Genomic DNA, 26,516 nt, shown 5'->3' on the forward strand with positions numbered 1-26,516 from the left:
CGGGGTCTGTTCAGCCATCGCCTAACATCGCTTGTGCGAATAACTTGAAGCACGTCACACAAGCAAACAATCCGAACAAGAATCAGAAAGGCGATGCTATGAAGAGGTCAATGCTATGCTCAGTTGCCGGCTTCGCGGCGATAACTCTGGTCGGCTGCGGGGGTGGCTCCCAGGAGACATCCATTCCACCAACAGCGCAGGCACAACAGGGGCCGCAAACAACCGAAATGGATGCCCCCGAGTTGTCCGCAACACAAACCAGTCGATCTGGCCGCCCATTGCCAACAGGCATTGCAGAGGCCACCGCCGCATCCTGTCAGGACGGCCAGAACCTCTCCGGAGGAAGAAGCTACCGGGTGGAAATGCCCTCCCGCGTTGACGGGGCAGCCATTGTATTCCAGGTGTTTGAACCCACTCTTTTTGACTGTCAGACCCGTCACCCACTCATTCTCCAGGGACATGGCTTCAGCGGCTCGCGCTCCACTGAAGCAGGAACCGACCCACTGGCCCCCATAGAACCGCTGGTAGACGCCGGTTACGCCGTCATCAGTATCGATCAGCGGGGACACGGAGAGAGTGGCGGCACGATCAGAGTGATGGACCCTGACCTGGAGGGACAGGATCTGGTGCAGATTGTCGACTGGGCAGAAGCCAACCTCGACTATCTCAAATACCAACAGAACAATCTGGTTCTGGGAAGTGTAGGAGGAAGCTATGGCGGGGGATTTCAATATCTGCTCTACAACGTTGACCCGGACAAACGCATTGATGCCATGGTTCCTCACATCACCTGGCACGATCTGACCTACAGCCTCAACCCGGGCGATGTAACCAAAAATTACTGGCTGGCTTTCCTGTCCACGGCCGGGGACAGCAAGTCAGGGTTAAGCATGGACCCATACCTTCGATCCTCTCTACTGGAAGGTATTGCTACCAGTCAGTTCCCTCAGGGAGCTCTGGATTTCCTTCACTACCATAGCCCGAGTTATTTCTGGCAGAACGAACGCAATCTGGAGCTGCTGGACAGTAGCAACACCGATAGCTATCTGCTCGAGCCCATCACCGCTGAGATTCCGCTGACGGCCGATGGCCGATACCTCGTAAAGACACCGCCCCGGGCTCCCTACCCGGTGGATGTCCTGATGTTCCAGGGGATGCGGGACAGCCTGTTCCCATTTAACGAAGCCGCGGAGAACTACCGCATACTTTCGGCTGCAGGGGGCGATGTGAGGCTACTTACCTACCCATATAGCCACCATTACCTTGCACCAAACGTTGGGCTTATTCAGGAGACGCTTGCCAACCTTGCCTTCTACAGTGGCGAGCTGCCCACACTGGCAGGCGCGGACCTCAATCCGCTCGCGAGCTGCGGCTCCATTGATGCAACCCAGGCCACGGTTGCCTGGTTCAACGAAAAACTTCTGAGCCGCGGAAATGCTGACAACGTTATCACCACAGGCCAACAGATTTGTTACACCCTGGCCCCGGGGGATGCCGTCTCAACACCGGATATCACAGTGGGTGGCATCTCCTATCCGGTCGGCCTCGATCTTCTGGTCACCAACACTCCTGTGTCCGTTCTGTCAGGTCCGGCCGGCACACTCCCAACCATCGTTCCTATGGCAACGCTGGATTCAGAGGCTGTCCTGGCAGGCATTCCAACTGCCACACTCACTGTGAGCACCGGTCTGCACGAGCTGGATTCGCAGTGTCTGGAAAGCTCTGATCCCGTCCTGCAGGCAGGAACATGCGATGCCATTGTGTTTGTCGGCGTTGGCGTCATCCGGGCAAACCAGCCTACCCCCGAACTCATCGACGAGCAGGTTCTGCCCCTACGTGGCCTTGGCGACCATGAAGTGGAGCTGACCGGGATTGCCGAGCGGCTTCAGTCGGGCGACCAACTGGTCCTGATGCTGTACGGGCAACATCCGACGTTTGCGGGAGCGTTCTCAAGGGATCTGGCGGTACCGGCAGTCCAGGTCTCAGGCAGTGCAGCCCTGCCGCTGCTAAGTGCCGATGGACAGCGCCCTTTACACTGATTTGATGAATGGCTGGACAGGCTCAATCCTTGAACTGGGCCTTGTCCAGCCCGTGTTTTCGCATCTTGTCGTACAGGGTTTTTCGGGCGATACCGAGCTGCACCATCGTGTCCTTGATACTGCCGTGGCAAGCGTTGAGGGCGCTGATAATAGCGGAGCGTTCAAAACCGTCCATCATCTCTGCCAGAGTCTGCCGGCCTGAAACATTAGCGGTATCCGAGGGCTCATTTTCATCCAGGGCTGCAGGCCCCAATAGCACATAGCGCTCTGCCAAATTCCGGAGTTCTCGGACATTACCCGGCCAGGAATGCTGCATCAGCCGGGCGGCCTGGCCGGCATCCAGAGGAATACTCTCGCGGTCATAGCGGGCCGCCGCGATAAGAACGAAGTGGTGGAACAGCATCGGTACGTCTTCCTTGCGTTCCCGCAACGGCGGAATGTCCACCTTGACAACGTTCAGCCGGTAGTAGAGATCAGACCGGAACTCGCCCTCGTCACTGAGCTTTTTCAGGTCGGCCTTCGTGGCAGCAATGATCCGCACGTCCACTTCCTGAACCTGATTGCTGCCCAGGCGCTCCACCCGTTGCTCTTCGAGCACCCGCAACAGTTTTACCTGCAACGGCATTGGCATGCTTTCCACTTCATCCAGGAACAGTGTGCCCTTGTGGGCATGCTCAACTTTTCCGATGCGGCGTTTTTCCGCCCCGGTGAAAGCACCGGGCTCATGTCCAAACAGTTCACTTTCGATCAGGTTCTCTGGCACCGCACCGCAGTTGATCGCCACGAAATTGTGGGTGCTGCGCCCGCTGTTCTCGTGAATGTAGCGAGCCAGCGCGTCCTTACCCGACCCGGTCTCGCCATGCAAAAGAATATTGGCGGAGATATCGAGAATCGGATCAATGGTGGCCATGACTTTGCGCATGGATGGCGAATCGCCAAGCATCCGGGGGCCGGGCCTGGCCAGGTGGCGAAGCTGGGCCTTCAGGCGCCGGTTTTCCAGGGCAAGGTGTCGCTTTTCGAGGGCGTGGCGGAGCAGCTCAATCAGTTCATCATGATCAAAGGGCTTTTCAATGAAATCGTAGGCGCCTTGCTGCATGGCGGTTACTGCCGTGCTTATGTCACCTTGCCCGGTAAGGATGATCACCGGGATGGTGTCATCTATGGCACGGATTCGATCCAGCATTTCCAGGCCGTTCATCTCCGGCATGTTGTAGTCACACAGAACCACACCGTCATAGTCTGCATCCATGTGTTTGAGCGCCGACGGCGCATCCTCAAAACAACTGACCGGCAGGTCCTCCAGGGTCAATGTTTGGGCAATGGCCTGGCGGATGTGTGGATCATCGTCCACAAAAGTTACCGAGGATCCTGTCATTCCGTGGCCTCCCGTTTCTTGAGGGTTAAGACAAATTCGGCGCCCGGGCCATCCATTCGGTTACGACCAATCAGGCTGCCACCGAGCGCATCGACGATCTGGCGTGAGATAGACAACCCCAGGCCCAGACCCTGTTTGACCGACTTGGTGGTGAAAAACGGCTCGAAGATCTGTTCGGTGTTGCCCTGCAACCCTGGCCCGTTATCCCGCACCAGGCACTTCCAGCAACCCTCCGTCTCCTCAATATCAATTCGCACTTGGGGATTTCGGGTCCCCTCCACGGCCTGCACCGCATTGGCGATCAGGTTTACCATGACCTGTTCGATCCGTATCAGGTCACCATGACATATCACCGGATGTTCCGGTCGATTCCATTGGATATCGATATCGGCACTGGATTTTTGCGCCACGATGATCTTGAGCGACGCGTCCACCGACTGCCGGAAGTCCACTAACGCCGGCGGCCCTTCGGATTTGCGGGCAAACACCTTGAACTGGCGGGTCAGCTCGGCCATTTTGTCGCACAGCGCGATGATCTCAGAGAGGTTAGCATCCACCATGTCTTCAGCACCCTTCTCCAGGAATCGCCGGCTATTCCTCGCGTAAGTCTGGATTGCCGTCAGGGGCTGATTCATTTCGTGGTTCAGACCCGCGGACATCTGCCCCAGTACAGCCAGCTTGGCCGCCTGAATCAGTTCCTGCTGGGTTTCCCGAAGCTCGGTCTGGGTGCGTTCACGTTCCTTGATCTCTTCCAGCAACTTGGTATTTGAGTTCTCAAGATCCGCTGTTCGCTCGGCCACGCGTCGCTCCAGTTGCTCCCCCCTCAGGGCCAGCTCCGCTTCCCGGCGGTATCGCTCGCGCAGGTAAAGCCAGGTCAGAAGACCTCCGAAAAACAGCGCAGCGCCACCAACCAGAAACCCAAGCCGGGTCCAGACCACAGATCGGGTGCTCACCATAACCTGAAGATTCCAGTCCAGCCTCGGCAACGGCGTTCGAACGCTGAGATATTCCTTGGCCTCTCCGTTTTCACGAATGCTGATGGCAGTGGAGCTCTCCGACACACCCCAGGGCTTACCCAGGCTATCGAAGTCGATGGGGTTCAGGTCCCGGTCCGGATACCGCTGACGGGAAGCTGCGTTCGCGGCCAGACCCCGATCTGAAAAGTTGCGGTACAGCCAGTTGGTTTTGCTCGCCAGAAAACTGATACCAGTATCATCCAGTACAACCATCTCCGCTTCCCGGAGAGAGGCTGGCCGGTCCCACTGGGACTCCAGTTGGTGAACCAGAATTTTCACGGCAACCACTCCCAGCAGACGCCCAGCATCGTCAATGACAGGGTGGGAAAAATACAGGCCCCGAACCCCGGACATCAGCCCCAGGGCAAAATAGATGGCCGAATCCCGGTTAGACACGGCTTCTGAAAAATAGGGGCGGAAAGCGTAGTTGCTACCAACAAAGCTGTCAGCCTGTTGGTAGTTGTTGGCAGCGATGGTGAGGCCGTTTACATCCATCAGGTAGACGTCGGAGCTGCCCACAATCGTGGCCATGCGTTGCATCTGCTCGTTCGCCTGCAAGATAACGTCCGGATTGTCCGGCTCGTTCAATGCCCGCTCAAGCAGAGGATGCTCTGCCATCAACTCCGGCACCGGGAGATACCGGTTCAATTCATTGGCAACCAGTTGCCGGTACCGAAAAGACTCTTCCAGACTCTCCTGTTCCACCTGCCGGTATCCGACCCAGCCACCAAGCAGCCAGGACACAACCAGTGTGGCAACGAAAACGAGAACAGCACCGATCCGGTAGGACATAGCATCCGGTTCCTGAAAAACCGTTGAAAGCCGCTAGAGTATAGCCAGGCTCCGGGCAGAACAACCGTACCATGAGCCCATGGCACGGTTATCCCACCGAGGATCCTCGCAGGCCCGGTCCTTTTACAGGGCACCTGCCGTTGCAAGGCGAGTTTTACGCTGCTTCTGGATGACAAACGCGAGGATTGCCAGGGCAATACCCGTGAGGTCTGTCCAGAGACCTCCCTCGATCATCAGCAACGCAGCCGCAATCAGGAGAACCCGGGTTATCCAGGAAGCGGAAATGCTCGCAAACCAGCCCAGCACTCCACCAGAGAGCATGTACACGCCAAAGGTTGCGGTTACCAGTGCCCTCGCGATCTCGAACCAGCCGGCTTCCATCAACAACGCGCCATTGTAGAAGAACATGAAAGGCACGATGAACGCCGCGATGCCGATTCGGAACGAGGCCACAGAGGTTTCCATCGCGTTGGCGCCGGAGATGCCAGCCGCGGCATAAGAGGCCAGCGCTACGGGCGGGGTGATCGCGGATACCACAGCGAAATAGAACACAAAGAAGTGTGCCGTAAGAGGTTCAATGCCCAGCTGGACCAGGCCCGGCGCTACCACAGAGGCAGCAACCGCGTAGGCCGCCGTGGTAGGCATGCCCATACCCAGCAGAATCGAGATGAACATGGCGAAGATCAGCGCCAGCAACTGGCTGGTAGCGGCAACATCCAGCAACAACACGGAGAAGCGTGCGCCGACTCCGGTCAGGGAGATAACGCCAACGATAACGCCGGCCGCAGCGCATACCACGATAATCTGGATTGCCATGTACGACGCAATTTCCAGCGCCTGCAGGATATGCCTAAGGCCCATCTTGTTGGGGGAGAGCCAGCTCACGACGGCGGCAGAAACGGTAGCCAGAGTGCCGGCCCGGATCACCGAGTAGCCCATAAACAAGGCAACAATCAGGATAATGATCGGCACGAACAGGTAGCACTGCTTCATCATGGTTCTGAGCTTCGGCAGCTCATCTTCACGCATGCCGCGCATGCCAGTCTTGGCGGCCTCAAAATCCACCATGAAGTAGACCGAGGCGAAATACAGGATCGCCGGAATGATGGCGGCAATGGCAATCTCGGTGTAGGGAATGCCGGTAATCTCCGCCATGATAAAGGCGCCGGCGCCCATGATCGGCGGCATGATCTGCCCACCGGTTGAAGCGGCAGCCTCGACTGCGCCGGCAGACTGTTTGCTATAGCCCACCTTCTTCATGAGCGGAATAGTCAACGAACCGGTCGATACCACGTTGCCCGCACTGGTGCCGTTAATCATGCCCATCAAACCCGATGCGAAGATCGAGACCTTGGCCGGGCCACCCCGGGAACGGCCGGCCGCCGCAAAGGCAAAGTTCACGAAGTAGTCGCCCACCTTCGAGGACTGCAGGAAGGCGGCAAAAATGATGAACAGAATGATGTAGGTGGAGGACACCGCCGTGGTCGGCCCGAGAATGCCGGCGTCGGTGTAGACCTGACTGAAAAACCGCTGCACCGAGAGGCCCGGGTAACCAAGAAAGCCGGGCAGGTAGGGACCAGCAAACACGTAGGCCAGGAATACCAGACCTATGATCACCAGGGCCATACCGGCGACGCGCCGGGTCAGCTCCATGATCAAGGCCGTGCCGGCAATCGCCGCGAACGAGATACCCACCGGCGCGAAGGAGGTGCCGGTCGACATCCGCATGGAGGTGTTATAGACGACAAGGAAATAAGCCGCTACGGCCAGGGAGCAGACGATCAACACAAGATCGGGAACACTGAAAACCGATCGCTCCCGTTGATGGAACCAGCTCATGACAATGCCGATACCGGTCACCGCCAGCAGCGGCCAGCCAAAGTGCCACACCTCCAGCTCGACCGGAATCCGCATGGCTCCGTCCTGGACCATCTGCCAGAACGAAAAAGTCTGATAAAGCACATAGAGGGCCGGCAGCATGGCGCCAGCACTGATCCAGGTTGTCCATCGGTGGCGGGCGCCGCCCTCTTCCGACGACACGAACCGGGCGCCGGCAAACAGCACGAACCCCAGCACCAGGGCGCCGGCAATATGAACAATCCGGAACGACCAGGTTTCCAGCGGCGCTATGTTCAGGGAATAAAGGTGGAAGGCTGAATAGGCGATCGCCAGCATGGCGACAAATTTCAGCAAGCCGCCTTCAAACAGCCGGCGGTTGGCTTCAACCGGTTCATCGTCCACGTTGTGTGCGAGTACATGGTCCTCGCCCACTTCGATATCCGGAAGATCTTTGGAGTTTTGTTCGTTAGTCATGACACACCCTGCTTGCAGGCAAATCGGGGCCAGAACCCTGCTGGCCATCATGTGCGGGGGACCGCCTGGCAGTCCCCCGCTTGAGCCCTGTTACTTGATCTGGCTGTCTTCGATCGGGTAACCGTTCTCGTTGAACCAACGCGCAGCGCCCGGGTGCCAGGGCAGGACGTTGTTCTTCGTGTAGTTCTCGGGTACCGAGTTACGGGCCGCCTTGTGGATGGAGACCATCTTGTCGTTGTTCTCCATGGTCAGCTTGGTGATCTCATACACGAAGCTTTCCGCCACGTCACAGTTGACCATCGCGAAGTTCCACATGGACACCACGCGGGACGGCTCTTCCAGAGACTGGTAGGTGGACGCCGGAATGATGAACTCGGAAACCGGGAAGTTGTTGATAATGGTCTCGGCCTCCGCATCGGTCATGCCGATGATGTTCACGTCGGTCTGGACTTCCAGCTGGCTGACCGCCGGAATGGGAATACCTGCAGCGAAGGCGACCACATCAATCAGGCCATCCTGGAGCTGACCGCCCAGATCGGACCAGCTGCCGTTGCGGCGTTCGAAGTCCACACCCAGGGCTTCCATCATGCGCGGAAAATAGGTGTCAGACGTTGAGCCCGCCGGGCCAAAACCGATGGTGGCACCATCGGGAATGTCGTCGATCGAGGTGATGCCGGAGCTGGAGAGCGCGGTCACCGAGAACGGCGTTTCGTACATCGGGAACATGGCGCAGACGTTGTCCATCTTCATCCCCGGAGCAAGCGGGCTATTACCCTCCATGGATTCCCGGGCCGGCCCCATGGTGGTCAGGCCGAACTTCAGGTCACCCGTGTGCACGAGCGCCATGTTCTGCACCGGGCCGCCGGTAATTTCGGCACCACCAGAGACGCCCAGGTTTTCAGCCACAAAGTTGGCCCAGCCGGAACCATAGGCAAAGTAGGTCCCACCCTGGCTGGCAGTACCAACGGTAAAGTTGCTCGGCCAGTCTGCACGGTCCTGAGCTGTTGCGGGGGTTGAGACGGCGAAGGTGGAGGCGAATGCGACCGCCATTACGGCTTGGGTTTTCATAGAGAATGCTCCCGTTTCATTTTGTTTGTTGGGTGCTCAACGAAGCCAAGACAGCTTCGGTGGGCAACCCAATCAGCAAGGAGCAGACCAGTTCTAAATTAACCTTTTAAAACAGAGCATTACTGAAATTAGGAGAAGGTTCAGGACAATAAAATGGGTGGATACCCACCCATCAGGACAAACCAATGGGTGAAGGCCGACACGTGGCAAAACAAGGGAGGATTACCTGTGCAGCGTTACCAACGCCCCTGCAACGTTGCCACAATACGCCGGCGACCGGCCCGGTCTCGGTGCTCACAGAGGTAAAGCCCCTGCCAGGTTCCCAAAGCCAGACGTCCGTGACTCACCGGCAGCGTCAGGGACGGGCCAATCAGGATGCTCTTGATGTGGGCCGGCATGTCATCGGGGCCTTCCATCACATGCTCGTAGTGCGGCGCGCTCTCCGGGACCATGACATTGAAGTGGCGTTCCAGATCGCCCCGCACATCCGGGTCTGCGTTTTCATTCACCGCCAGGGAGGCAGAGGTATGCTGGATGAACAGGTGCAGCAGCCCAACCTCGCAGTTGGTGAGATCTGGCGCCTGGGCAAGGATTTCATTGGTGACCAGATGAAAGCCCCGTGAAAGCGGCGCCAACTCGATAAACGACTGATCCCAGATCATGGTTTTCCTCTCGCTTATTTCTGTCGGTCATCCCAGGGGTGCACCGGAACCACATCGTCACCGACATCCCCTTCGTAGCTGCTACGGAAATAATCCATGGCTTTTTCCGCCTCACTGAGTTCGTCAAACCGGGCAACGTGGTAAATCGCCTCGCCTTCATTCACCAGTGGCAGGTTGTTCACGCAGATAACGATGCCCGAGCAGGGTGACACCACCGCCGTTTCCGACTCACCGAAGGGATCCGCCACCATGGCCAGCCGCTGCCCCTTACGGACCTTCTGGCCCAGGCGGGCAACAGGGCGCATGATGCCATCAATGTCCGCTCGCACCCATTGGGAGTTCGCGGCTGTTTCAGACCGTTTTCTCGGCGCCTTGGGTCCTTTTTTCGCCGGGATCATTTCGAGTTCACGCATCACCCGGATCACCCCTTTGACACCACTACCGATCACGACGTCGTCGAATCGCAACGCCTCACCGCCTTCGAAGGTGATCACCGGAATATCCTGTGAATCGGCATAGGCCCGGAGGCTGCCTTCACGCAACCCGGCATTGATAATGATCGGAGCACCAAAAGCCTCGGCCATACGCACGGTTTCCGGGTTTTTCAGCTCGGCCCGGATCTGCGGCAGGTTGAATCGATGAATCGCACCGGTGTGCAAATCGATGATGTGGGTCACCCGCTCCATGATCTGCGTGCGCAGCAGGTAGGCAATGCGACCGCCCAGGGAGCCGGTTTCGCTGCCGGGGAAACAGCGGTTAAGGTCCCGCCGGTCCGGTAGGTAACGAGTACGCTGCACAAATCCGAAGATATTGACGATAGGCACCGCAACCAACGTGCCCCGAAGGTGCCTAAGGGCCGAATTGGTCAGTACCCGACGGACGATCTCGACGCCGTTGATCTCGTCTCCGTGAATGGCGCCGCACACCATTAACACCGGACCATCCCTTCGGCCGTGCACAACCTCAACGGGTATGTGCAGTGGCGTGTGGGTGTAAAGCTTGGCAACCGGAACCTCCACGGTTTGCCGGGTGCCGGCCTTTACCTGGGTGCCGGCAATTTCATAAGGAGCGCGGGCCATGTTCTAGCCTCTCCCCTTGGTCCGGGTTTTCCAGGGCTTCTGATTTTTCTCGGTCCAGTTGATGATCATGCCGGCAACGTTCTTGCCAGTGGCATTCTCAATGCCCTCAAGGCCGGGGGATGAATTCACCTCCATCACCAGCGGGCCACGGCTGGAACGCAACAGATCGACGCCAGCCACGTTTAACCCCATGGATTTAGCGGCGGTAATGGCCGTACGACGCTCTTCCGGTGTAATCCTTACCAGAGAGGCGCTGCCACCCCGGTGCAGATTGGACCGAAACTCGCCTTCGGCACCCTGACGTTTCATGGCGGCAATCACCTTGTCGCCAATGACGAAACAACGGATATCGGCGCCGCCGGCTTCCTTGATAAATTCCTGCACCAGAATATCGGCTTTCAGACCCATAAAGGCCTCGATCACGCTCTCAGCGGCCTTGCGGGTTTCCGCCAGCACCACGCCGATGCCCTGGGTGCCCTGAAGCAGCTTGATCACCACCGGTGCGCCGCCCACCATTTGCAACAATTCCGGCACATTGTCCGGCTTGTTGGCAAAACCAGTCACCGGCATCCCGACGCCTTTTCGGGCCAGCAACTGCAGGGAGCGTAACTTGTCCCTGGAGCGGGTAATCGCAACGGATTCATTGACGGGGAACACACCCATCATCTCGAACTGACGCAATACCGCCGTACCGTAGAAGGTGACCGACGCACCGATTCGGGGGACCACCACATCAAAATCCTCAAGCACTTCTTCGTGGTAATGAATCTGCGGATTGGCGGAGGTGATGTTCATGGAGCAGTGAAGGCAGTCGATGACCTTTACTTCGTGGCCTCGATTGATGCCCTCCTCCACCAGACGGCGGGTCGAATAGAGGTGACGGTTTCGCGACAATATCGCAATTTTCATTTTTCAGTCCTTAGGGCCGGCTTACCGGCAAGATAGGAAGCTTCGGGATAGATGACGGAGCGCCCTGACATAGCGGTACGGCCCAGCAACATCCGGAACCGCATGGAATCTCGGTTGGTCAATGTCATTTCAATGGGCCATTTCTCGCCGCCAATCAGCAGCGTGGTTTCGATAACCAGGCGCATTTCCTTGTGGCCGCCGGAGTCGGAGACGTTCCGCTCATCCAGCACCTTCGCGTCGCACTCCACTACCTGATGCAGATCGTTCTGCACTGGATGGACCCAGAAACGCACGCGCCGTTCGCCATTTTCAGTATAGGGCTCGGTACGGAACGTGTGGAGGCAGGAAGTTCTGGCTCCGGTATCGATTTTCGCCTTGATACGGCTGATATCCAGCTCCGGCAGCGCCACCCATTCACGCCAGCCAAGACTCATTTTGCTCTCAGCAGGGGTCGGGGCAATGGTTTTGATAACTTCAGCTGTCTTTGTCGACATCCGGGAGATCCTTTTCAGTGATTTGTTCCGGCCCCAACAGCTGAACACGGAACGGCTCTGAATGGCTACCCGCATAGACGCTGGTGTGGGGGAACGGAATTTCAATGCCTTCCCGATCCAGGGTTTTCTTGATCGCGACCATCATGCCGCTTCGCCCCTCGAGCACTTTCTCTTTGGGCACCCAGTACGAGAACTGCAGATCCACAGAGGACGGGCCAAACGCTGTTACCAGCGTGAAGGGCTTGGGTTCTTCGAGACAAACCGGGTTTTTTTCCGCAAGACCCAACAACAGGCTCTCTACGCGCTCTACATCTTCAGCGTAGGCAATCCCCACGGTCAGGTCGAGCCGGCGTATCGGAAACCGGGAACGGTTGACCACCCGCGTCTTGATCAGAGTCTCATTGGGGATCCGCACGTACAGGTTGTCAGGTGTACGTAATTTCACGCTGAGCATATCAATGCCGACCACCTCGCCGATGGTGGCGTCTACCTCAATGAAGTCACCGATTTCGAAGGGCTTTTCCACCAACAGGAACAGGCCACTGATCATGTTCGATGCCGAGGTCTGAGAGGCAAAGCCGATCGCTACGGTGAGGATACCCGCGGCGCCGAGCACCACATCCAGGGAGAACCCGGCCTCCCGCAGGGCCGCCACAAAGAAAAGAGCCACAATGACATAAAACACCAGCCGCCGAACCATGACGGTATGGTGGCGAGACGTACGCTGCGCCATGAAACGGCTGACACTCCGGGCCGCCAGGGAACCGAGAAAAAGTCCGAGCACCACCAGAAAAGCGGAACTGATCCACTGCCCCCAGGCGATATCAGTGAATACCTTCATCACGCCTGTTTCTATTGCTTCCAAAGCATCGACTCCGTCAGATTCATGTCATCCAAACATCCGGTCAAAAGCACGTACCAACCGGCCACGAGCCATCTTCTCCCGGGCATCGGCCACGTGCCGGCAATTACCCGCAGCGGAAAGCAATGACTGCTCCACATGAAGGCTGGCCGAATTCATGTCGGTCTCCACCTCGACCGTCACACCGGGCGTCCACAACTGACCACGGTCGTTCTGGTGCAATGAAAGCAAAGGTGTTGGCAGACTGAACCGCTCGAGAAGCAGGGGCTGTTCCCGTTGGTTGATCAGGGTCACCGGCGTAACCGCTCGCCAGGGCCGCTTGGGCACTGCCTCAAGCACCAATCTGGCAAAACTGGGAGAGGTATAACAGAGCTCCCCCTCCATGGTATTGCGGCCCACCCAGGTCATGGACGGCGATGCCAGGGGGATCTCCGTCAGCACAGTGTGATGGTCGCCCACGCAGACCTTCATCCACACCAGGGTGCCCACATAGATCGTGCAACGGCCACCGGCCGGAATGGTCAGTGGCTGGAAAGGGCGAATCACGGTAGGCAGATCGGCGAGAGCCGGCAAGAACGTAAGCGTGGATGACTGATTTTCCCGAATGAACCGCTGCAGCGGCACCGACGCCGACGGCAAGGTGTGACCAATGGTTTCTGTCCAACTGGCCGGATCCGTGTCCAGGTCAAGCGCTTCGGAACGAATCTGCCATTCCTGATCCAGCAGGGTGGCCCACAAACGAATGTGACCGAGTTGATGAAACTGGGTTTGCCCGGAAGCCAGGGAATATGGTTGAGCCCATACGCCATCACGACGACCTTCGGTATTGTTCTCCATTCCCGCCACAGAACTCCCTTAAGATCGGCCGGCTGAATTGCTGTAAAAGTGCATTAACTATAATCCAATCAGCCTGCCCGGGCGAATACCCAAGTAGGTGATTTTATTGAAACACCGGGCTGTAATTACACTTACATCAATCCCTCAGACAACTATGGATTACGGATGACACAACTGGTCTGGTTCCGAAACGATCTCCGGGTTGCCGACAACGCCGCCCTCACAGCCGCATGCGAGAGCAACGAGCAGGTGCGAGCCTGCTTCATCCTCACGCCAGACCAATGGCAGGAACACGACTGGTCGCCGGCCCGGGTGCAATTCGTCATCGCCCACGCCAACGCGCTTGCCGAAGATCTGGCCAAACTGGGCATACCGTTGTCCTTCATTCACGCAGAGCGCTTCGAAGACAGCCTTGGCGCACTCCAGAGCCATTGTGAAGAGCACAAGGTGGCCACTCTGCACTTCAACGAGGAGTACGGCGTCAACGAGCGCAAACGCGACAAGGCTGTGAAGCACTGCTTTGACGAACTCGGCATTGCCGTTCGCAAATACCGCGATCAGACAGTTGCACCGGTAGGCGAGATCCTCACCCAACAGAACGAACCCTATTCCGTGTTCACCCCCTTCTCGAGGCGCTGGCGCAGCTGGATAGAAGAGACCCATCCGGGTCTTTTCCCCGCCCCCAAAGCCAGGGGTAACGCAGTAAGCCCCGAACAGATAGACACTATTCCTGAAGCTTTTCGAGATGCCCCCGAGCCTCTCGTCGCCACCGGCGAAAGCGCCGCCCACGACCAGCTTGAGCGCTTTCTGGAAAAACGGGGCGGTGCGTACAAGGAAAAGCGGGACTTCCCCGCCATCGACGGCACCAGCCAGATATCCCCTTACCTCGCCAATGGCGTGCTCTCTGGCCGACAATGCCTGATAGCCGGCAGACAGGCACAGGGTGCAGGCGGCAACCCGGAAGGCCTGGGAACCTGGATCACCGAAATCGCCTGGCGGGATTTCTACATCAACATCCTGTACCACTTCCCGAGGGTCAGCATGCACCGAGCCTTCAAGCCGGAAACCGAGGCCCTCGCATGGAACACCCCGGGCGACAAGTTCGAAGCCTGGAAAAGCGGCAACACCGGCGTCCCCATCGTCGACGCCGCCATGCGCCAACTCAACCAGACCGGTTGGATGCACAACCGCCTGCGCATGATCACCGCCATGTATCTCACCAAAAACCTGTTCATCGACTGGCGCCTGGGCGAAGCCTACTTCATGTCAAAACTGATCGACGGCTTCCTGGCCTCCAACAACGGCGGCTGGCAATGGAGCGCCTCCACCGGCACCGACGCCGCTCCCTACTTCCGGGTCTTTAACCCGGTCACCCAGAGCGAACGTTTCGACCCCAAAGGCGACTTTATCCGGGAGTGGATTCCTGAACTGGCCAAACTGGACAGCAAACGGATTCATGATCCGGGGGCGAAAGGTGGTGTTATTCCGAAAGGATATCCACGGCAGATCGTTGATCTGAAAGAGAGCAGGAAAGAGGCGATCGCAAAATTTCAGGAATTGAAAAACTGAGGTACACAACGAGGCAGGCTACTCCGAGGCTCTGACGCAGTGCCGGGGATGGCCTTCCCAAAACTGTGCGGAGCCATGGATGGCGGAGCCCAAGCGCCACAGGGATGTGCCGCAAGGAGCGTGTTTTGGGAAGGCCATCCCCGGCACTGCAGCCCGAAAGCTCGCAAGCCCACCTGCTCCAAAGTCAGCCAGAACAGACCGGACAAGAAGGATCCCTGGCCAGCTTCATCTCCCGCCACTGCATCTCCCAGGCATCCAGAATCAACAACCGCCCGATCAACGGCGTCCCCACCCCGGAAATCACCTTGATGGCCTCCATCGCCTGAGTCGCCCCGATCATCCCCACCAGCGGCGCAATAACCCCCGCCTCTGAGCAGGTCAGATCCTCATTGCCCTGCTCCGGATACAGACAGTGATAGCACGGGCTTTCTTCCTGCCGGCTGTCGTAAACGGAAACCTGCCCTTCGCCCCGAATGGCAGCGCCGGACACCAGCGGCACTTTCGCCGATACGCAGGCCCGGTTCAGAGCAAAACGAGTATTGAAATTATCCGTGCAATCCACCACCAGGGTCGCCTCTTCCACCTTGCGTGCCAGGGCGTCACCCTCAAGGCGCTGGTTCAAGGCAGTCACGGACACCAGCGGATTGATCCGCCGAATCCGGTCGGCGAGGCTTTCCGCCTTCGATTCACCCAGCTGCCCTGTATCAAAACCGATCTGGCGCTGAAGGTTGGCCAGCTCGATATTGTCGTCATCCACCAGGGTCAGGGTCCCGACACCTGCAGCGCCAAGATAGAGAGCGACGGGGCACCCCAATCCGCCAGCACCAATCACCAGAACCCGGGCCGACTGCAGTTTTTCCTGGCCGGAAATATCGAACCGCGGCATCAGGATCTGCCGGCTGTAGCGCAATAATTCGTCGTCACTGAGCATCTGCATCTCCCCTGTTAAACGCCGGGTCAATGACCTCGGCGCCGGAACACCATCTCCCGAGCGTCATGCGATCCCGGTTGCCATAATCCTGGCGGGTCTCAACGTCTTTAAAACCGCGAGCATGAAACAACCCTGCCACCGCCTCCGCCTGGTCAAAACCATGCTCAACCAGAAGCCATCCGCCTTCAACCAGCCAGGCCGGCGCTTGGTCTGCAATCAGCCGTATATCGTCCAGACCATCACTGCCGGATACCAATGCCGAGGCAGGCTCGAACCGAACATCGCCCTCGGTCAGGTGATGATCATTATCCGGAATATAGGGCGGGTTGGAGACGATCAGATCAAACCTGCCGGACGTGAGCTCTGAAAACCAGGAGCTCTTAACCACAGAAACTGTCAGGCCAAGCGCATCGGCATTGTCACGGGCAAGCGCGACTGCATCAGCCACGGCATCGCATGCGGTGATCTGCCACTCTGGGTGCTCACTGGCGAGCGCCAGGGCGATGGCACCGCTCCCCGTCCCCAGATCCAGCACTCGGGCCTGCGGCGGTAGTGGCAAATCCAGAGCAACTTCCACCAGGCATTCGGTATCCGGCCTCGGGATCAGGGTGGAGGCACTGACCTTCAGAGGCAGAGACCAGAACTCCTGCTGCCCCAGCAGGTGTGCCACGGGTCTGCCAGCCACCCGTTCCTGCACAAGCGCCTCAAAGGTCTCGGCGTGAGCATCAGTAACCTCACGTTCCGGCCAGGCGCGGAAACTGGTCCGGCTGAGCCCCGTGATATGGCTCAGCAGGAGCTCGGCATCCAGCCTTGGCGAATCACTATCAATCCGGGTTGATGCCTTCGTCAAAAGGGCTTCACAGGTCAGTGAGGATTTACTGGTCATCGGCAAGGGAGGCGAGCAGTTCGGCCTGGTGCTCCTGCTGCAAAGGCACGACTACGGCGCCCAAGTCACCGGCAATGACTTCGTCGAGCTTATAAAGGGTGAGGTTAATACGATGGTCCGTAACCCGCCCCTGGGGAAAATTGTAGGTGCGGATGCGCTCGGAACGATCACCGCTGCCAACCAGGCTCTTGCGTGTCTCTGCCATGGACTTCTGCTGCCGCTCAGTCTCGGCATTCTGCAGGCGCGAAGCCAGCAGGCTCAAAGCCTTGGCCCGGTTCTTGTGCTGCGAACGCTCTTCCTGGCACTCCACCACAATGCCCGTTGGCAAGTGTGTTATACGAATTGCGGAGTCGGTCTTGTTGACGTGCTGACCGCCAGCACCTGATGCGCGGAATGTGTCCACCCGCAGATCCGCCTTGTTGAGCTCAATGGCTTCGGCCTCATCGGCCTCCGGCATCACCGCAACGGTGCAGGCTGAGGTATGAATCCGGCCCTGGGATTCGGTTTCTGGTACGCGTTGCACCCGGTGGGCACCGGACTCAAACTTCAGGGCACCGTATACGCCATCACCCGCCACGCGGGCAATCAATTCCTTAAAGCCCCCGTGCTCACCCTCGCTCTCACTCAGCACTTCGACTTGCCAGCGACGGCGCTCGGCGTAGCGCAGGTACATCCTGAACAGATCGCCGGCGAAGATAGCGGCTTCGTCGCCCCCGGTGCCGGCGCGAATCTCGAGGAATACGTTCTTGCCGTCATTCGGGTCTTTCGGCAGCATCAGGCGCTGGAGCTCTTCATCCAGCTCCTCGCTTTTATGCTGGGCAAATTGCAGCTCTTCTTCAGCCATCTCGCGCATATCGGCGTCGCCATCTTTCGCCAACTCTCGAGCGGCCTCAATGTCATCCAGCGAGTGCTGCCAGGCCTGGAAGCACCGAACAATAGGCTCAATCTCGGCGAACTCCCGGGAAAGATCCCGGAACTTATCCTGCTGGGAGATAATGGAAGAATCACTGAGCAAAGCGCTGACTTCCTCGAAGCGGTCGGTGAGCTGCTCGAGGCGGGATTGGATCGATGGCTTCATAGTTTTTCCGGGGTAGTCGTCGTGTCCGCGTCCAGTGCATCCAGCTGGTGCAACTCACGCAGCCACTCTGTCACCTCGGTGCGACCTTCTGTGGTGGCCTTGCGAACCTGCACAGAGGGTTCGTGCAGGAGTTTGTTTGTGAGGCCGCGTGCCATACTGCGCAGCACGGTTTCAGGATCTGTACCATTACGCAGGGCGCGCAAGGCTTTTTCGGTCTCTGCATCGCGCAACACTTCGGCGCGCTGACGGAACTGTTTGAGCGTGGACACCGCATCCAGCGCCCGTAGCTGGTTCAGGAAATCCTGAACCCCGGCCGCCACCAGATTCTCCGCTTCCCGGGCCGCGCCCTCGCGAGAGCGGATGTTCTCTTCTATAACCTGGCGCAGGTCGTCAACCGTGTATAGATAGACGTCGGCCAGCGAGGCCACTTCCGGCTCAATGTCACGCGGCACGGCGATGTCCACCATGAAATAGGGCCGGTGCTTGCGTTTCTTCAGGGCGCGTTCAACGGCGCCTTTGCCCAGAATCGGCAATGGGCTCGCCGTGGACGAAATAATGATATCGACATCGGCCAGATGCTCGGGGATCTCGGACAGAACAATGCCCTTGCCGCCACGGGATTCTGCCAGTGCCTGTGCCCGTTCAAGGGTACGGTTGGCCACCAGGAAATCCTTCACGCCGGCATCCGCAAGGTGCCTGGCCACCAACTCAATGGTTTTGCCGGCACCGATCAGCAAGGCCTTGTTGCGGGACATCTCGGCGAAGATATGGTGGGCCATGCTCACGGCTGCATAGGCAACGGAGACCGGGTTTTCACCGATGGCGGTTTGTGTCCGTACGCGCTTTGCGACCGAGAACGTATGTTCGAACAGCCGGGACAGGAAGGAGCCACTGGCGCCGTGTTCTCTGGCCAGGGAATAGGCATCCTTCAGCTGCCCGAGAATCTGCGGCTCGCCCAGCACCATGGAATCCAGGCCGGCGGCAACACGCATGATGTGCCTCACGGCATCACCATCGCGGTGCACGTAAAGCGCCTCTTCGAGCTCCGCGGCGTCCAGACCATGAAACCCGGCCATCCAGCGAAGCACCATGGGTGCGCAATCGTCATCGCCGGCCAGGTATAATTCGGTCCGATTGCAGGTAGACAGGATCGCAGCCTCGGTGGCGCCCGAGGTCGCCCGCAGCTCGGCAAACGCCTCCGCCATACGCTCGGGCGTGAACGCCACTCGCTCCCGTAATTCAACGGGGGCCGTGCGATGATTGATTCCCAGCGTTACCAGTGCCATTTCGTGGTTGTACAACCTTTTGCCGATGAGCGGTTCATATACGCGCAACTAGTAGACATTTTAACGGTCAGCGGCCTTAGCTGCCACCCAAAAGCGCCTTAGCTTCGGCAAGTGCGGACAGGTTGGGCAAGATCAGACGCTTATGCCATTATAGGGATTCGGCCGAGGCCGGGACCCGATCTACCTCAAGAAAGGGGCTGGAGCGTGGTTATTTTTGATGCGTTTTCGACAGACCATGGGAAGTTGCATGCACAAGTCCGTACCGTTTCTTGTTACCTGCCTGCTTGGCCTCACACTGGCAGGGTGTGCCAGCCTCACCGGCACTGAAGAAGCGCCTACTCCTGGCGAAACAGCCGCAACTGTGAAAAAAGCGGAGGCAAAGCCACCGGTTGAATACGCCGATTTCGAGCCTGAAACCCTCTATCTGCTCCTGTCTGCCGAAATCGCAGCCCAGCGCGGCCGCTACGATATTACCCTGGTGAACTACCTGAAGGCTGCCAAGCAGTCCCGGGATCAGGTAGTTATTGAGCGGGCCATGAGAATTGCCCAGTCGTTGAATGGAGACAACGCCCAGAAACAGCTGGCTGAACTGTGGCTGGAGATCGACCCGGATAACCTCCAGGCCCACCGGATCTCTGCAATTCAGGCCGTTAAAGGCAACGACCTCCAGACCGCCATCCAGCACATGGAGCGGATCATGGATCAGGGCGGCGACGCTGACTTCGATAGCCTGGCCGCTATGGCTGCCAACCTGCCATCAGAACAGCAGCAGGAGCTGCTGGCCCTCTACAATGAAATGTCGGCCCGCCATCCCGACACGCCGGAACTGGAATACAGCATCGCGCTGCTTTTAAAGGTAACCGGGCAGCCGCAGGAAGCCCTCGACAGACTTGAACCACTGCTGCGGGAAAATGCGAATTTCCAGCCGGCGATTATCCTCAAGGGCGACCTGCTCTACCAGACCAATCAGAAAAGCAGCGCCCTGGATTACCTGCTGACAAACACCCGCCGCTTTCCCGGCAACCGGCAGATGGGCACGCTCTACGGCCGAATGCTGATCAATGAGGGCGAATTACAGGCGGCCCAGGACGAATTTGCCAGGCTGGTCAATCGCTACCCGGACACCCCGGGCCTGCGGCTCTCCCACGCGCTGGTCGCCCTTGAGAACGGCCAGACCGATCTGGCCCGGGAGGAACTGACTCGCCTGGCTGAACAGGGCCACCATACCAGCGAAGCCAACTACTACCTGGGCCGCATTGAGGATCAGGCCGGCAACACAGAGCAGGCCATCGGGTACTATCAGAGTGTGGAGCAGGGCAACTACTACTTTCCGGGTCTGGCCCGCGCCAGCTCCCTGCTGGCCGAAAACGGCCAACTCGAAGACGCCATCGACCGCATCCGCAGACTACGCGAGGCCAACCCCCGGCAGGCCGAGAACTTTTGGCTGCTGGAGGTAAACCTGCTACTGGATCAGGAGCGGCAACAGGAAGCCCTAAGCACCGCCACAGAAGCTCTGGAAGAACACCCGGACAATATCGAGATCCGCTACGCCCGGGCAATGCTCTACGATGGCGTCGGTCAGCCTGCTGATGCAGAAGCCGATCTGAAGCAGATTATCGAGCAGGAGCCGGAAAACGCCGTTGCCCTGAACGCCCTGGGTTACATCCTGACCACCCGGACGGACAGGCTGAGAGAAGCCCGTAGCTATATTGAGAAAGCACTCAGGCTGGACCCGGACAACCCGGCCATTCTCGACAGCATGGGCTGGGTCCTGTTCCTCGAAGGCCAGATCGAGCCCGCGCTCGACTACCTCTCCCGTGCCTGGGCCGCCTTCCCGGATCCGGAAGTTGCCGCCCACTATGGCGAGGCGCTCTGGATGAACGGCGCCGAAGAGCAGGCCCGGATTATCTGGCAGGAAGGCCTGGAGCAGGACAGCGACCACCAAGTGCTCAGAGAAACCATAGACCGGCTGACCAACGGCGGTGAGCCGGAATGAAACTGGTCCGAACCCTGGCAGCACTTATGGTGCTTGCCACCCTCGGTGCCTGTACCACGATCCAGATCGATCCATTGCCGGAGGGCATGACAGACCAACCCCCGGCGAACTGGACCACCCGCGCCGCCAGTCTGGGCGAGCTTGATCACTGGAAGCTGACTGGCAAGCTGGCCGTCCGCCAGCCATCCGACAGCGGAACCGCCATCATCAACCACTGGATTCAGGACGGTGAAGCCTACGACCTGGCCCTCTCCTCGTCCTTTCTCGGCATGGGCAGCACGACCCTCAAAGGGGTTCCCGGTTTTATCGAGTTGACCCTGCCGAACGGCGAAACCTATCGCTCGGGCGAGCCGGAAGCTCTGGTCGAGGCCGCCACGGGCTGGCAGCTCCCCCTGGAGAACCTGACCTGGTGGATTCGGGGCCTGCCATCACCGGCCAGCGATTACCGCCTGCTGTTTGATGACCAGGGCACCCTGGCCATCATCCGCCAGAACGGCTGGGAGATCCGCTACGACCGCTGGCAGAGCTTCCTGTCCAGCTATCCTGCACTTCCCGCGCGCATTACTGCCCTTAAGGAAGAAAAGCGGGTCCGGCTGGTGGTCAGCGACTGGCAGGAGCAGCCTGAATGACACCTGACCTGATATTGCCGTCACCGGCCAAACTGAATCTGTTCCTGCACATTGTCGGGCGCAGGGACGACGGCTATCACGAACTTCAGACCCTGTTTCAGTTTCTCGAATACGGCGACGACCTGAGCTTTACCTTCACACCCGGCGAGCCCGGCGTGAGGCTCGCGGAACCTGTTCCGGGCGTCGACGATGAAGACAATCTCATCATTCGCGCGGCCAGCGCTCTCCTGGAAAGGGCTCGGGGCGATCTGCCCGGAGTCATCATCGGCATCACCAAACGGCTGCCCATGGGCGGCGGCCTTGGCGGCGGCAGCTCCAACGCCGCAACCACCCTGCTGGGACTGAACCACCTCTGGCAGCTAGAGCTGAGCACCGATGAGCTCGCCGAAATCGGCCTGAGCCTGGGCGCCGATGTTCCAGTGTTTGTCCGTGGCCACGCCGCGTTCGGCGAGGGAGTTGGTGAAACACTGACCAACGCAAATCCGCCGGAAGACTGGTTCGTTGTTCTCAAGCCTGACTGCAACATAAACACTGGCAAGATTTTTTCCGAGCAAGGGTTGACAAGGAACACCCCGAGAATCAAAATAGCGCCCGCTTTTGAGGGAGACGCCTCGAGGTACCGAAACGACTGTGAGGATGTAGTTCGAAAACTGTATCCTGAGGTTAACCAGAGCCTGGAATGGCTTTCACAATTCGGACCAGCAAGATTAACCGGAACCGGGGCTTGCATATTTGGACGTTTCCCGACAGAATCCGCAGCCCGGATCATCTGGGAAAGCAAACCCTCCGGCGTCACGGGGTTCGTAGCTAAAGGGGTGAACACATCACCTCTACACAAAAAGCTAACAGAGCTAAAATGATGCCAAAAAAGCACGATACTGGGGTGTCGCCAAGTGGTAAGGCAACGGGTTTTGATCCCGTCATGCGCAGGTTCGAATCCTGCCACCCCAGCCACCTTTCTCCCGCTTCTTCTGAATCAAACGCCGATACTGAGAAGGATGCCGTCGTGTCCAAACTGATGATCTTCGCTGGTAACGCCAACCCTGAACTTGCCCAGGCGATTGCCCGCAAACTCCACATTCCCATGGGTCAGGCCACTGTAGGCCGCTTCAGCGACGGAGAAACCACCGTCGAGATCAATGAGAATGTCCGCGGCCATGATGTATTCATCATCCAGCCGACCTGCTACCCCACCAACGACAACCTGATGGAACTGATCGTGATGGCCGACGCACTTCGACGTGCTTCCGCTACACGGGTCACCGCTGTTATCCCCTACTACGGATACGCGCGCCAGGATCGCCGGGTACGCTCTACCCGTGTTGCCATCAGCGCCAAGGTGGTCGCAGACATGATTTCCAGCATCGGCGTGGACCGCGTTCTGACCGTCGACCTGCACGCCGACCAGATCCAGGGCTTCTTCGATATTCCGGTGGACAACATCTACGCCACACCGGTCATGCTCGAAGACATTTTCAAGCAGCGCTTCGAGAACTTTGTAGTGGTCTCTCCGGACGTTGGCGGCGTAGTTCGCGCCCGCGCGGTAGCCAAGCGCCTCGACGATGCCGACCTGGCTATCATCGACAAGCGTCGCCCGAAAGCGAACGTGTCCCAGGTCATGCACATCATCGGTGATGTCAAAGACAAGACCTGTATCCTGGTGGACGACATCATCGATACTGCCGGCACGCTGTGCAAAGCGGCCAATGCCCTGAAAGAGCACGGCGCTGCCCGCGTAGTTGCCTACATCACCCACCCGGTTCTCTCCGGCCCGGCCATTGATAACATCAATGCCTCACAGCTGGACGAACTTGTGGTCTGCGATACCATCCCGCTAGGTGACAAAGCGCATAATTGTGATAGAATCCGCGTCCTCGGAATGGCCGGGCTGCTTGCAGAGTCTATTCGCCGCGTAAGCAACGAAGAGTCCATCAGCGCCATGTTCGAGAATGCCTGAGTGACCTTCCGGTCGTAATATCAAGGCATTACAAGCAGTTACCGGGTCGGGAGCCTACATAGGCTCCCGACTCTTTTAGTCAGCCGGAAAAATCCGGCTTTTCAGAAACATCACCTGATCCAACGCCTGGTCGCGGGCAGTTCAGGTGACGATTGAGGTTATTACCATGTCTCAGGAATTTGTTATCGAAGCATTTCCTCGTGACGATCAGGGGAGAGGTGCGAGCCGCCGCCTGCGTCGTGAGGAACGGAAAATCCCAGCCATCATCTACGGTGGCAACAAGGATGCAACTCCGATTGCCATCTGGCACAACGAGCTGAAGAAAGCTCTGGAGAACGAAGCATTCTTCTCCCACGTTCTGACTGTTGAGCTGAACGGCAAGAAAGAAAGCGTGATCCTGAAGGATCTGCAGCGTCACCCGTACAAGCCGATCCTGACCCACGCTGACTTCCTGCGTGTTGACAAGGACCACGAGATCCACGTCAACGTACCGCTGCACTTCATCAACGAAGACACTGCACCGGCCATCAAGCTCCAAGGCGGTGTAGCGAACCACCAGATCAACGAAGTTGAAGTGATCTGTCTGCCGCAGAACCTGCCCGAGTTCATCGAAGTGGATATGACCACTGTTGAGATGGACCAGGTAATTCACCTGAGCGACCTGAATCTGCCGAAAGACGTCAAGATTGCCGCCCTGCTCCAGGGTGAAGATCACGACCTTCCGGTTGTGGCTATCCACAAGCCGCGCGGCGCCAAGGCTGATGATGAAGCCGAAGACGGCGAAGAAACTGAAGAAGGCGGCGAAGACAAGGAGTAATCACTCCTGTACTGAGGAGGGCAACGGCGAATGGCGCAGGATATTGTCATGGTGGTTGGTCTGGGAAATCCCGGGGCTGACTACGAGAATACCCGCCATAACGCCGGCGCTCTCTTCGTCGAAGCTCTGGCCCGCGCTGCGGGCCAGACGCTCCGCCCAGAAAAGAAATATCACGGACTCTACGCCCGCATTCAGTGGCAGGGCCTGGACCTGCACCTTCTGAACCCCACCACCTTTATGAATCGCAGCGGCCTCTCCATCAAGGCGCTGGCAGACTTCTTCAAGATTCAACCACACCAGATTCTGGTTGCCCACGACGAACTCGATCTGCCCCCGGGTACCGCCAAGCTCAAAAAAGGCGGCGGCCATGGCGGACACAATGGTCTGCGTGACACCATCGCCCACCTGGGCACCAACGATTTTCAGAGACTGCGCATCGGCATTGGCCACCCCGGCGACAGCCGCAGGGTAACCGGCTACGTTCTCGGCCGCCTGGGCAAACAGGAAACCGAAGAGCTGAACGCGGTAATAGATGAAATCATGCGGGTACTGCCGGATGCGGCCAGCGGCAAACTCCCTGCCGCCATGAATCGCCTGCACAGTTTCAAACCGGTATAATCCGCCCAAATTTTCCAGTACCAGCAGAGGCATTCCATGGGATTTAACTGCGGCATCGTCGGCCTTCCCAACGTCGGCAAATCCACCCTGTTCAACGCACTGACCAAATCCGGCATTGGCGCGGAGAACTTCCCGTTCTGCACCATCGAGCCTAACGCCGGTGTTGTGGCCATGCCGGACCCGCGCCTCAACAAGCTGGCCGAGATCGTAAAGCCCGAACGGGTCGTTCCGACCACCATGGAATTCGTCGATATCGCTGGCCTGGTGGCAGGTGCCTCCAAAGGCGAGGGCCTGGGCAACCAGTTCCTGGCCAATATCCGCCAGACCGACGCCATTGCCCATGTGGTGCGCTGCTTTGAAGACGGCAACGTCATTCACGTGGCCAACAAGATAGATCCGGCCTCAGACATCGAAGTAATCAATACCGAGCTGGCCCTGGCCGACCTGGACACCGTTGAGAAAGCCATCAAGCGCGTTCAGCGTGTTGCCAAGAGCGGTGACAAGGAAGCCAAGGCCCAGCTCGAGATGTGCGAGAAGCTGCTGCCGGTGCTGAATGAAGGCAAACCCGTGCGCAGCATGAATCTGGACAAAGACCAGATGGCCCTGATCCGCGAGCTCTGCCTGCTGACCGTCAAGCCGACCATGTACATTGCCAACGTCAGCGAAGACGGATTCGAGAACAACCCGCATCTGGACACGGTGCGCAAGATCGCCGAGTCAGAAAATGCCGTGGTTGTGCCCATCTGCAACAAGATAGAGGCCGAAATCTCCGAACTGGAAGACGATGAGAAATCCATGTTCCTGGAAGAAATGGGCATGGAAGAGCCAGGCCTCGATCGGGTAATTCGCGGCGGCTACGGCCTGCTGGGCCTGCAGACCTACTTTACCGCCGGCGTGAAGGAAGTCCGCGCCTGGACCGTGAAAATCGGCGCCACAGCGCCTCAGGCGGCCGGCGTGATTCACACCGACTTCGAACGCGGCTTTATCCGGGCAGAAGTGGTGAGCTACGACGATTTCGTACAATACAACGGCGAAGCCGGGGCCAAGGATGCCGGTAAATGGCGCCTGGAAGGCAAGGAATACATCGTCAAAGACGGCGATGTTATCCACTTCCGCTTCAACGTTTAATTTTTCCGGAAAAACTGGCCCCCAAGCCTTGACAGAAAGGGCCCAAATACTGAAAATACGCGCCTCGTTTGGGGCGATGCCCGAAACGAAATGGCAAGGTAGCTCAGTTGGTTAGAGCACAGCACTCATAATGCTGGGGTCGGCGGTTCGACTCCGCCCCTTGCTACCAGTATTC

General features: G+C 58.4%; 23 protein-coding genes and 2 tRNA genes. 11 read left to right on the forward strand and 14 right to left on the reverse strand.

The window, feature by feature from the left end; translation table 11 throughout:
- Positions 1-98: 98 nt before the first annotated feature.
- Entirely contained in the window at positions 99-2,039 is a 1,941-nt protein-coding gene (locus FMN52_RS07855; protein ID WP_148608106.1) for an alpha/beta fold hydrolase, read from the forward strand.
- A gap of 22 nt (positions 2,040-2,061) precedes the next feature.
- Here the strand turns inward: FMN52_RS07855 and FMN52_RS07860 are convergent, their stop codons facing one another.
- The 10 genes from FMN52_RS07860 to FMN52_RS07905 form a co-directional block, all read right to left on the reverse strand.
- Positions 2,062-3,414, reverse strand: coding sequence for a sigma-54 dependent transcriptional regulator (locus tag FMN52_RS07860; RefSeq protein ID WP_148608107.1), 1,353 nt, complete (start codon positions 3,412-3,414; stop codon positions 2,062-2,064).
- Entirely contained in the window at positions 3,411-5,222 is a 1,812-nt protein-coding gene (locus FMN52_RS07865; protein WP_148608108.1) for an ATP-binding protein, read from the reverse strand. Before FMN52_RS07865 ends, FMN52_RS07860 begins: the two co-directional genes overlap by 4 nt.
- Positions 5,223-5,345: 123 nt before the next feature.
- Positions 5,346-7,535 carry a TRAP transporter permease gene (locus tag FMN52_RS07870; protein ID WP_148608109.1) on the reverse strand — a complete coding sequence of 730 codons (2,190 nt, stop codon included), beginning with the start codon at positions 7,533-7,535 and terminating at the stop codon, positions 5,346-5,348.
- Between the two features lie 90 nt (positions 7,536-7,625).
- Positions 7,626-8,603, reverse strand: coding sequence for a TAXI family TRAP transporter solute-binding subunit (locus FMN52_RS07875; RefSeq protein ID WP_148608110.1), 978 nt, complete (start codon positions 8,601-8,603; stop codon positions 7,626-7,628).
- Between the two features lie 236 nt (positions 8,604-8,839).
- On the reverse strand, positions 8,840-9,265 hold the full coding sequence (locus tag FMN52_RS07880; protein ID WP_148608111.1) for a secondary thiamine-phosphate synthase enzyme YjbQ: 426 nt from the start codon (positions 9,263-9,265) through the stop codon (positions 8,840-8,842).
- Positions 9,266-9,279: 14 nt separating this feature from the next.
- Positions 9,280-10,344 (reverse strand): succinylglutamate desuccinylase/aspartoacylase family protein, encoded by a 1,065-nt coding sequence (locus FMN52_RS07885; RefSeq protein ID WP_148608112.1) that lies wholly within the window; start codon positions 10,342-10,344, stop codon positions 9,280-9,282.
- A 3-nt stretch (positions 10,345-10,347) separates the two neighbouring features.
- Positions 10,348-11,253: a 30S ribosomal protein S6--L-glutamate ligase gene (rimK, locus tag FMN52_RS07890; RefSeq protein ID WP_148608113.1), complete on the reverse strand. Its 906-nt coding sequence runs from the start codon at positions 11,251-11,253 to the stop codon at positions 10,348-10,350.
- Entirely contained in the window at positions 11,250-11,747 is a 498-nt protein-coding gene (locus FMN52_RS07895) for an ATP-dependent zinc protease (RefSeq protein ID WP_148608114.1), read from the reverse strand. The genes rimK and FMN52_RS07895 overlap by 4 nt, the downstream gene beginning before the upstream one ends.
- Positions 11,728-12,588, reverse strand: coding sequence for a mechanosensitive ion channel family protein (locus FMN52_RS07900; RefSeq protein ID WP_148608268.1), 861 nt, complete (start codon positions 12,586-12,588; stop codon positions 11,728-11,730). The genes FMN52_RS07895 and FMN52_RS07900 overlap by 20 nt, the downstream gene beginning before the upstream one ends.
- A gap of 48 nt (positions 12,589-12,636) precedes the next feature.
- Entirely contained in the window at positions 12,637-13,446 is an 810-nt protein-coding gene (locus tag FMN52_RS07905) for a hypothetical protein (protein ID WP_148608115.1), read from the reverse strand.
- A 165-nt stretch (positions 13,447-13,611) separates the two neighbouring features.
- Between FMN52_RS07905 and phrB the strand changes: the two genes are divergently transcribed.
- On the forward strand, positions 13,612-15,015 hold the full coding sequence (gene phrB, locus FMN52_RS07910; RefSeq protein WP_148608116.1) for a deoxyribodipyrimidine photo-lyase: 1,404 nt from the start codon (positions 13,612-13,614) through the stop codon (positions 15,013-15,015).
- A gap of 184 nt (positions 15,016-15,199) precedes the next feature.
- On the opposite strand, the gene FMN52_RS07915 is transcribed toward phrB, so the two are convergent.
- From FMN52_RS07915 to hemA, 4 genes are read right to left on the reverse strand one after another with little or no spacing between them, the layout of a single operon-like run.
- On the reverse strand, positions 15,200-15,946 hold the full coding sequence (locus FMN52_RS07915) for a molybdopterin-synthase adenylyltransferase MoeB (protein WP_148608117.1): 747 nt from the start codon (positions 15,944-15,946) through the stop codon (positions 15,200-15,202).
- Positions 15,936-16,832 (reverse strand): peptide chain release factor N(5)-glutamine methyltransferase, encoded by an 897-nt coding sequence (gene prmC, locus FMN52_RS07920; RefSeq protein ID WP_148608118.1) that lies wholly within the window; start codon positions 16,830-16,832, stop codon positions 15,936-15,938. Before prmC ends, FMN52_RS07915 begins: the two co-directional genes overlap by 11 nt.
- Positions 16,822-17,910, reverse strand: a complete 1,089-nt coding sequence (gene prfA / locus FMN52_RS07925; RefSeq protein ID WP_148608119.1) for a peptide chain release factor 1 — start codon at positions 17,908-17,910, stop codon at positions 16,822-16,824. The genes prmC and prfA overlap by 11 nt, the downstream gene beginning before the upstream one ends.
- Positions 17,907-19,196, reverse strand: coding sequence for a glutamyl-tRNA reductase (gene hemA, locus FMN52_RS07930; RefSeq protein WP_148608120.1), 1,290 nt, complete (start codon positions 19,194-19,196; stop codon positions 17,907-17,909). The genes prfA and hemA overlap by 4 nt, the downstream gene beginning before the upstream one ends.
- 247 nt (positions 19,197-19,443) lie before the next feature.
- Between hemA and FMN52_RS07935 the strand changes: the two genes are divergently transcribed.
- The 9 genes from FMN52_RS07935 (at position 19,444) to FMN52_RS07975 (ending at position 26,510) form a co-directional block, all read left to right on the forward strand.
- Positions 19,444-21,192, forward strand: a complete 1,749-nt coding sequence (locus tag FMN52_RS07935) for a tetratricopeptide repeat protein (protein WP_148608121.1) — start codon at positions 19,444-19,446, stop codon at positions 21,190-21,192.
- Positions 21,189-21,821, forward strand: coding sequence for a lipoprotein insertase outer membrane protein LolB (lolB, locus tag FMN52_RS07940; protein ID WP_148608122.1), 633 nt, complete (start codon positions 21,189-21,191; stop codon positions 21,819-21,821). The genes FMN52_RS07935 and lolB overlap by 4 nt, the downstream gene beginning before the upstream one ends.
- Positions 21,818-22,681: a 4-(cytidine 5'-diphospho)-2-C-methyl-D-erythritol kinase gene (gene ispE, locus FMN52_RS07945; RefSeq protein WP_148608123.1), complete on the forward strand. Its 864-nt coding sequence runs from the start codon at positions 21,818-21,820 to the stop codon at positions 22,679-22,681. Before lolB ends, ispE begins: the two co-directional genes overlap by 4 nt.
- Before the next feature lie 19 nt (positions 22,682-22,700).
- Positions 22,701-22,775, forward strand: a tRNA-Gln gene (locus FMN52_RS07950).
- Positions 22,776-22,827: 52 nt separating this feature from the next.
- Entirely contained in the window at positions 22,828-23,778 is a 951-nt protein-coding gene (locus tag FMN52_RS07955; protein ID WP_008176348.1) for a ribose-phosphate diphosphokinase, read from the forward strand.
- A 166-nt stretch (positions 23,779-23,944) separates the two neighbouring features.
- The gene (locus FMN52_RS07960; protein WP_148608124.1) at positions 23,945-24,595 is read left to right on the forward strand and encodes a 50S ribosomal protein L25/general stress protein Ctc; all 651 of its coding nucleotides are present in this window, start codon (positions 23,945-23,947) and stop codon (positions 24,593-24,595) included.
- Between the two features lie 30 nt (positions 24,596-24,625).
- Entirely contained in the window at positions 24,626-25,213 is a 588-nt protein-coding gene (gene pth / locus FMN52_RS07965; RefSeq protein WP_148608125.1) for an aminoacyl-tRNA hydrolase, read from the forward strand.
- A gap of 36 nt (positions 25,214-25,249) precedes the next feature.
- Positions 25,250-26,341 (forward strand): redox-regulated ATPase YchF, encoded by a 1,092-nt coding sequence (ychF, locus tag FMN52_RS07970; protein WP_148608126.1) that lies wholly within the window; start codon positions 25,250-25,252, stop codon positions 26,339-26,341.
- Positions 26,342-26,433: 92 nt separating this feature from the next.
- Positions 26,434-26,510: transfer RNA gene (locus tag FMN52_RS07975), tRNA-Met, on the forward strand.
- Positions 26,511-26,516: the final 6 nt, after the last annotated feature.

It is taken from the genome of Marinobacter sp. BW6, from assembly GCF_008107725.1.
In the GTDB taxonomy this organism is placed as follows: domain Bacteria; phylum Pseudomonadota; class Gammaproteobacteria; order Pseudomonadales; family Oleiphilaceae; genus Marinobacter.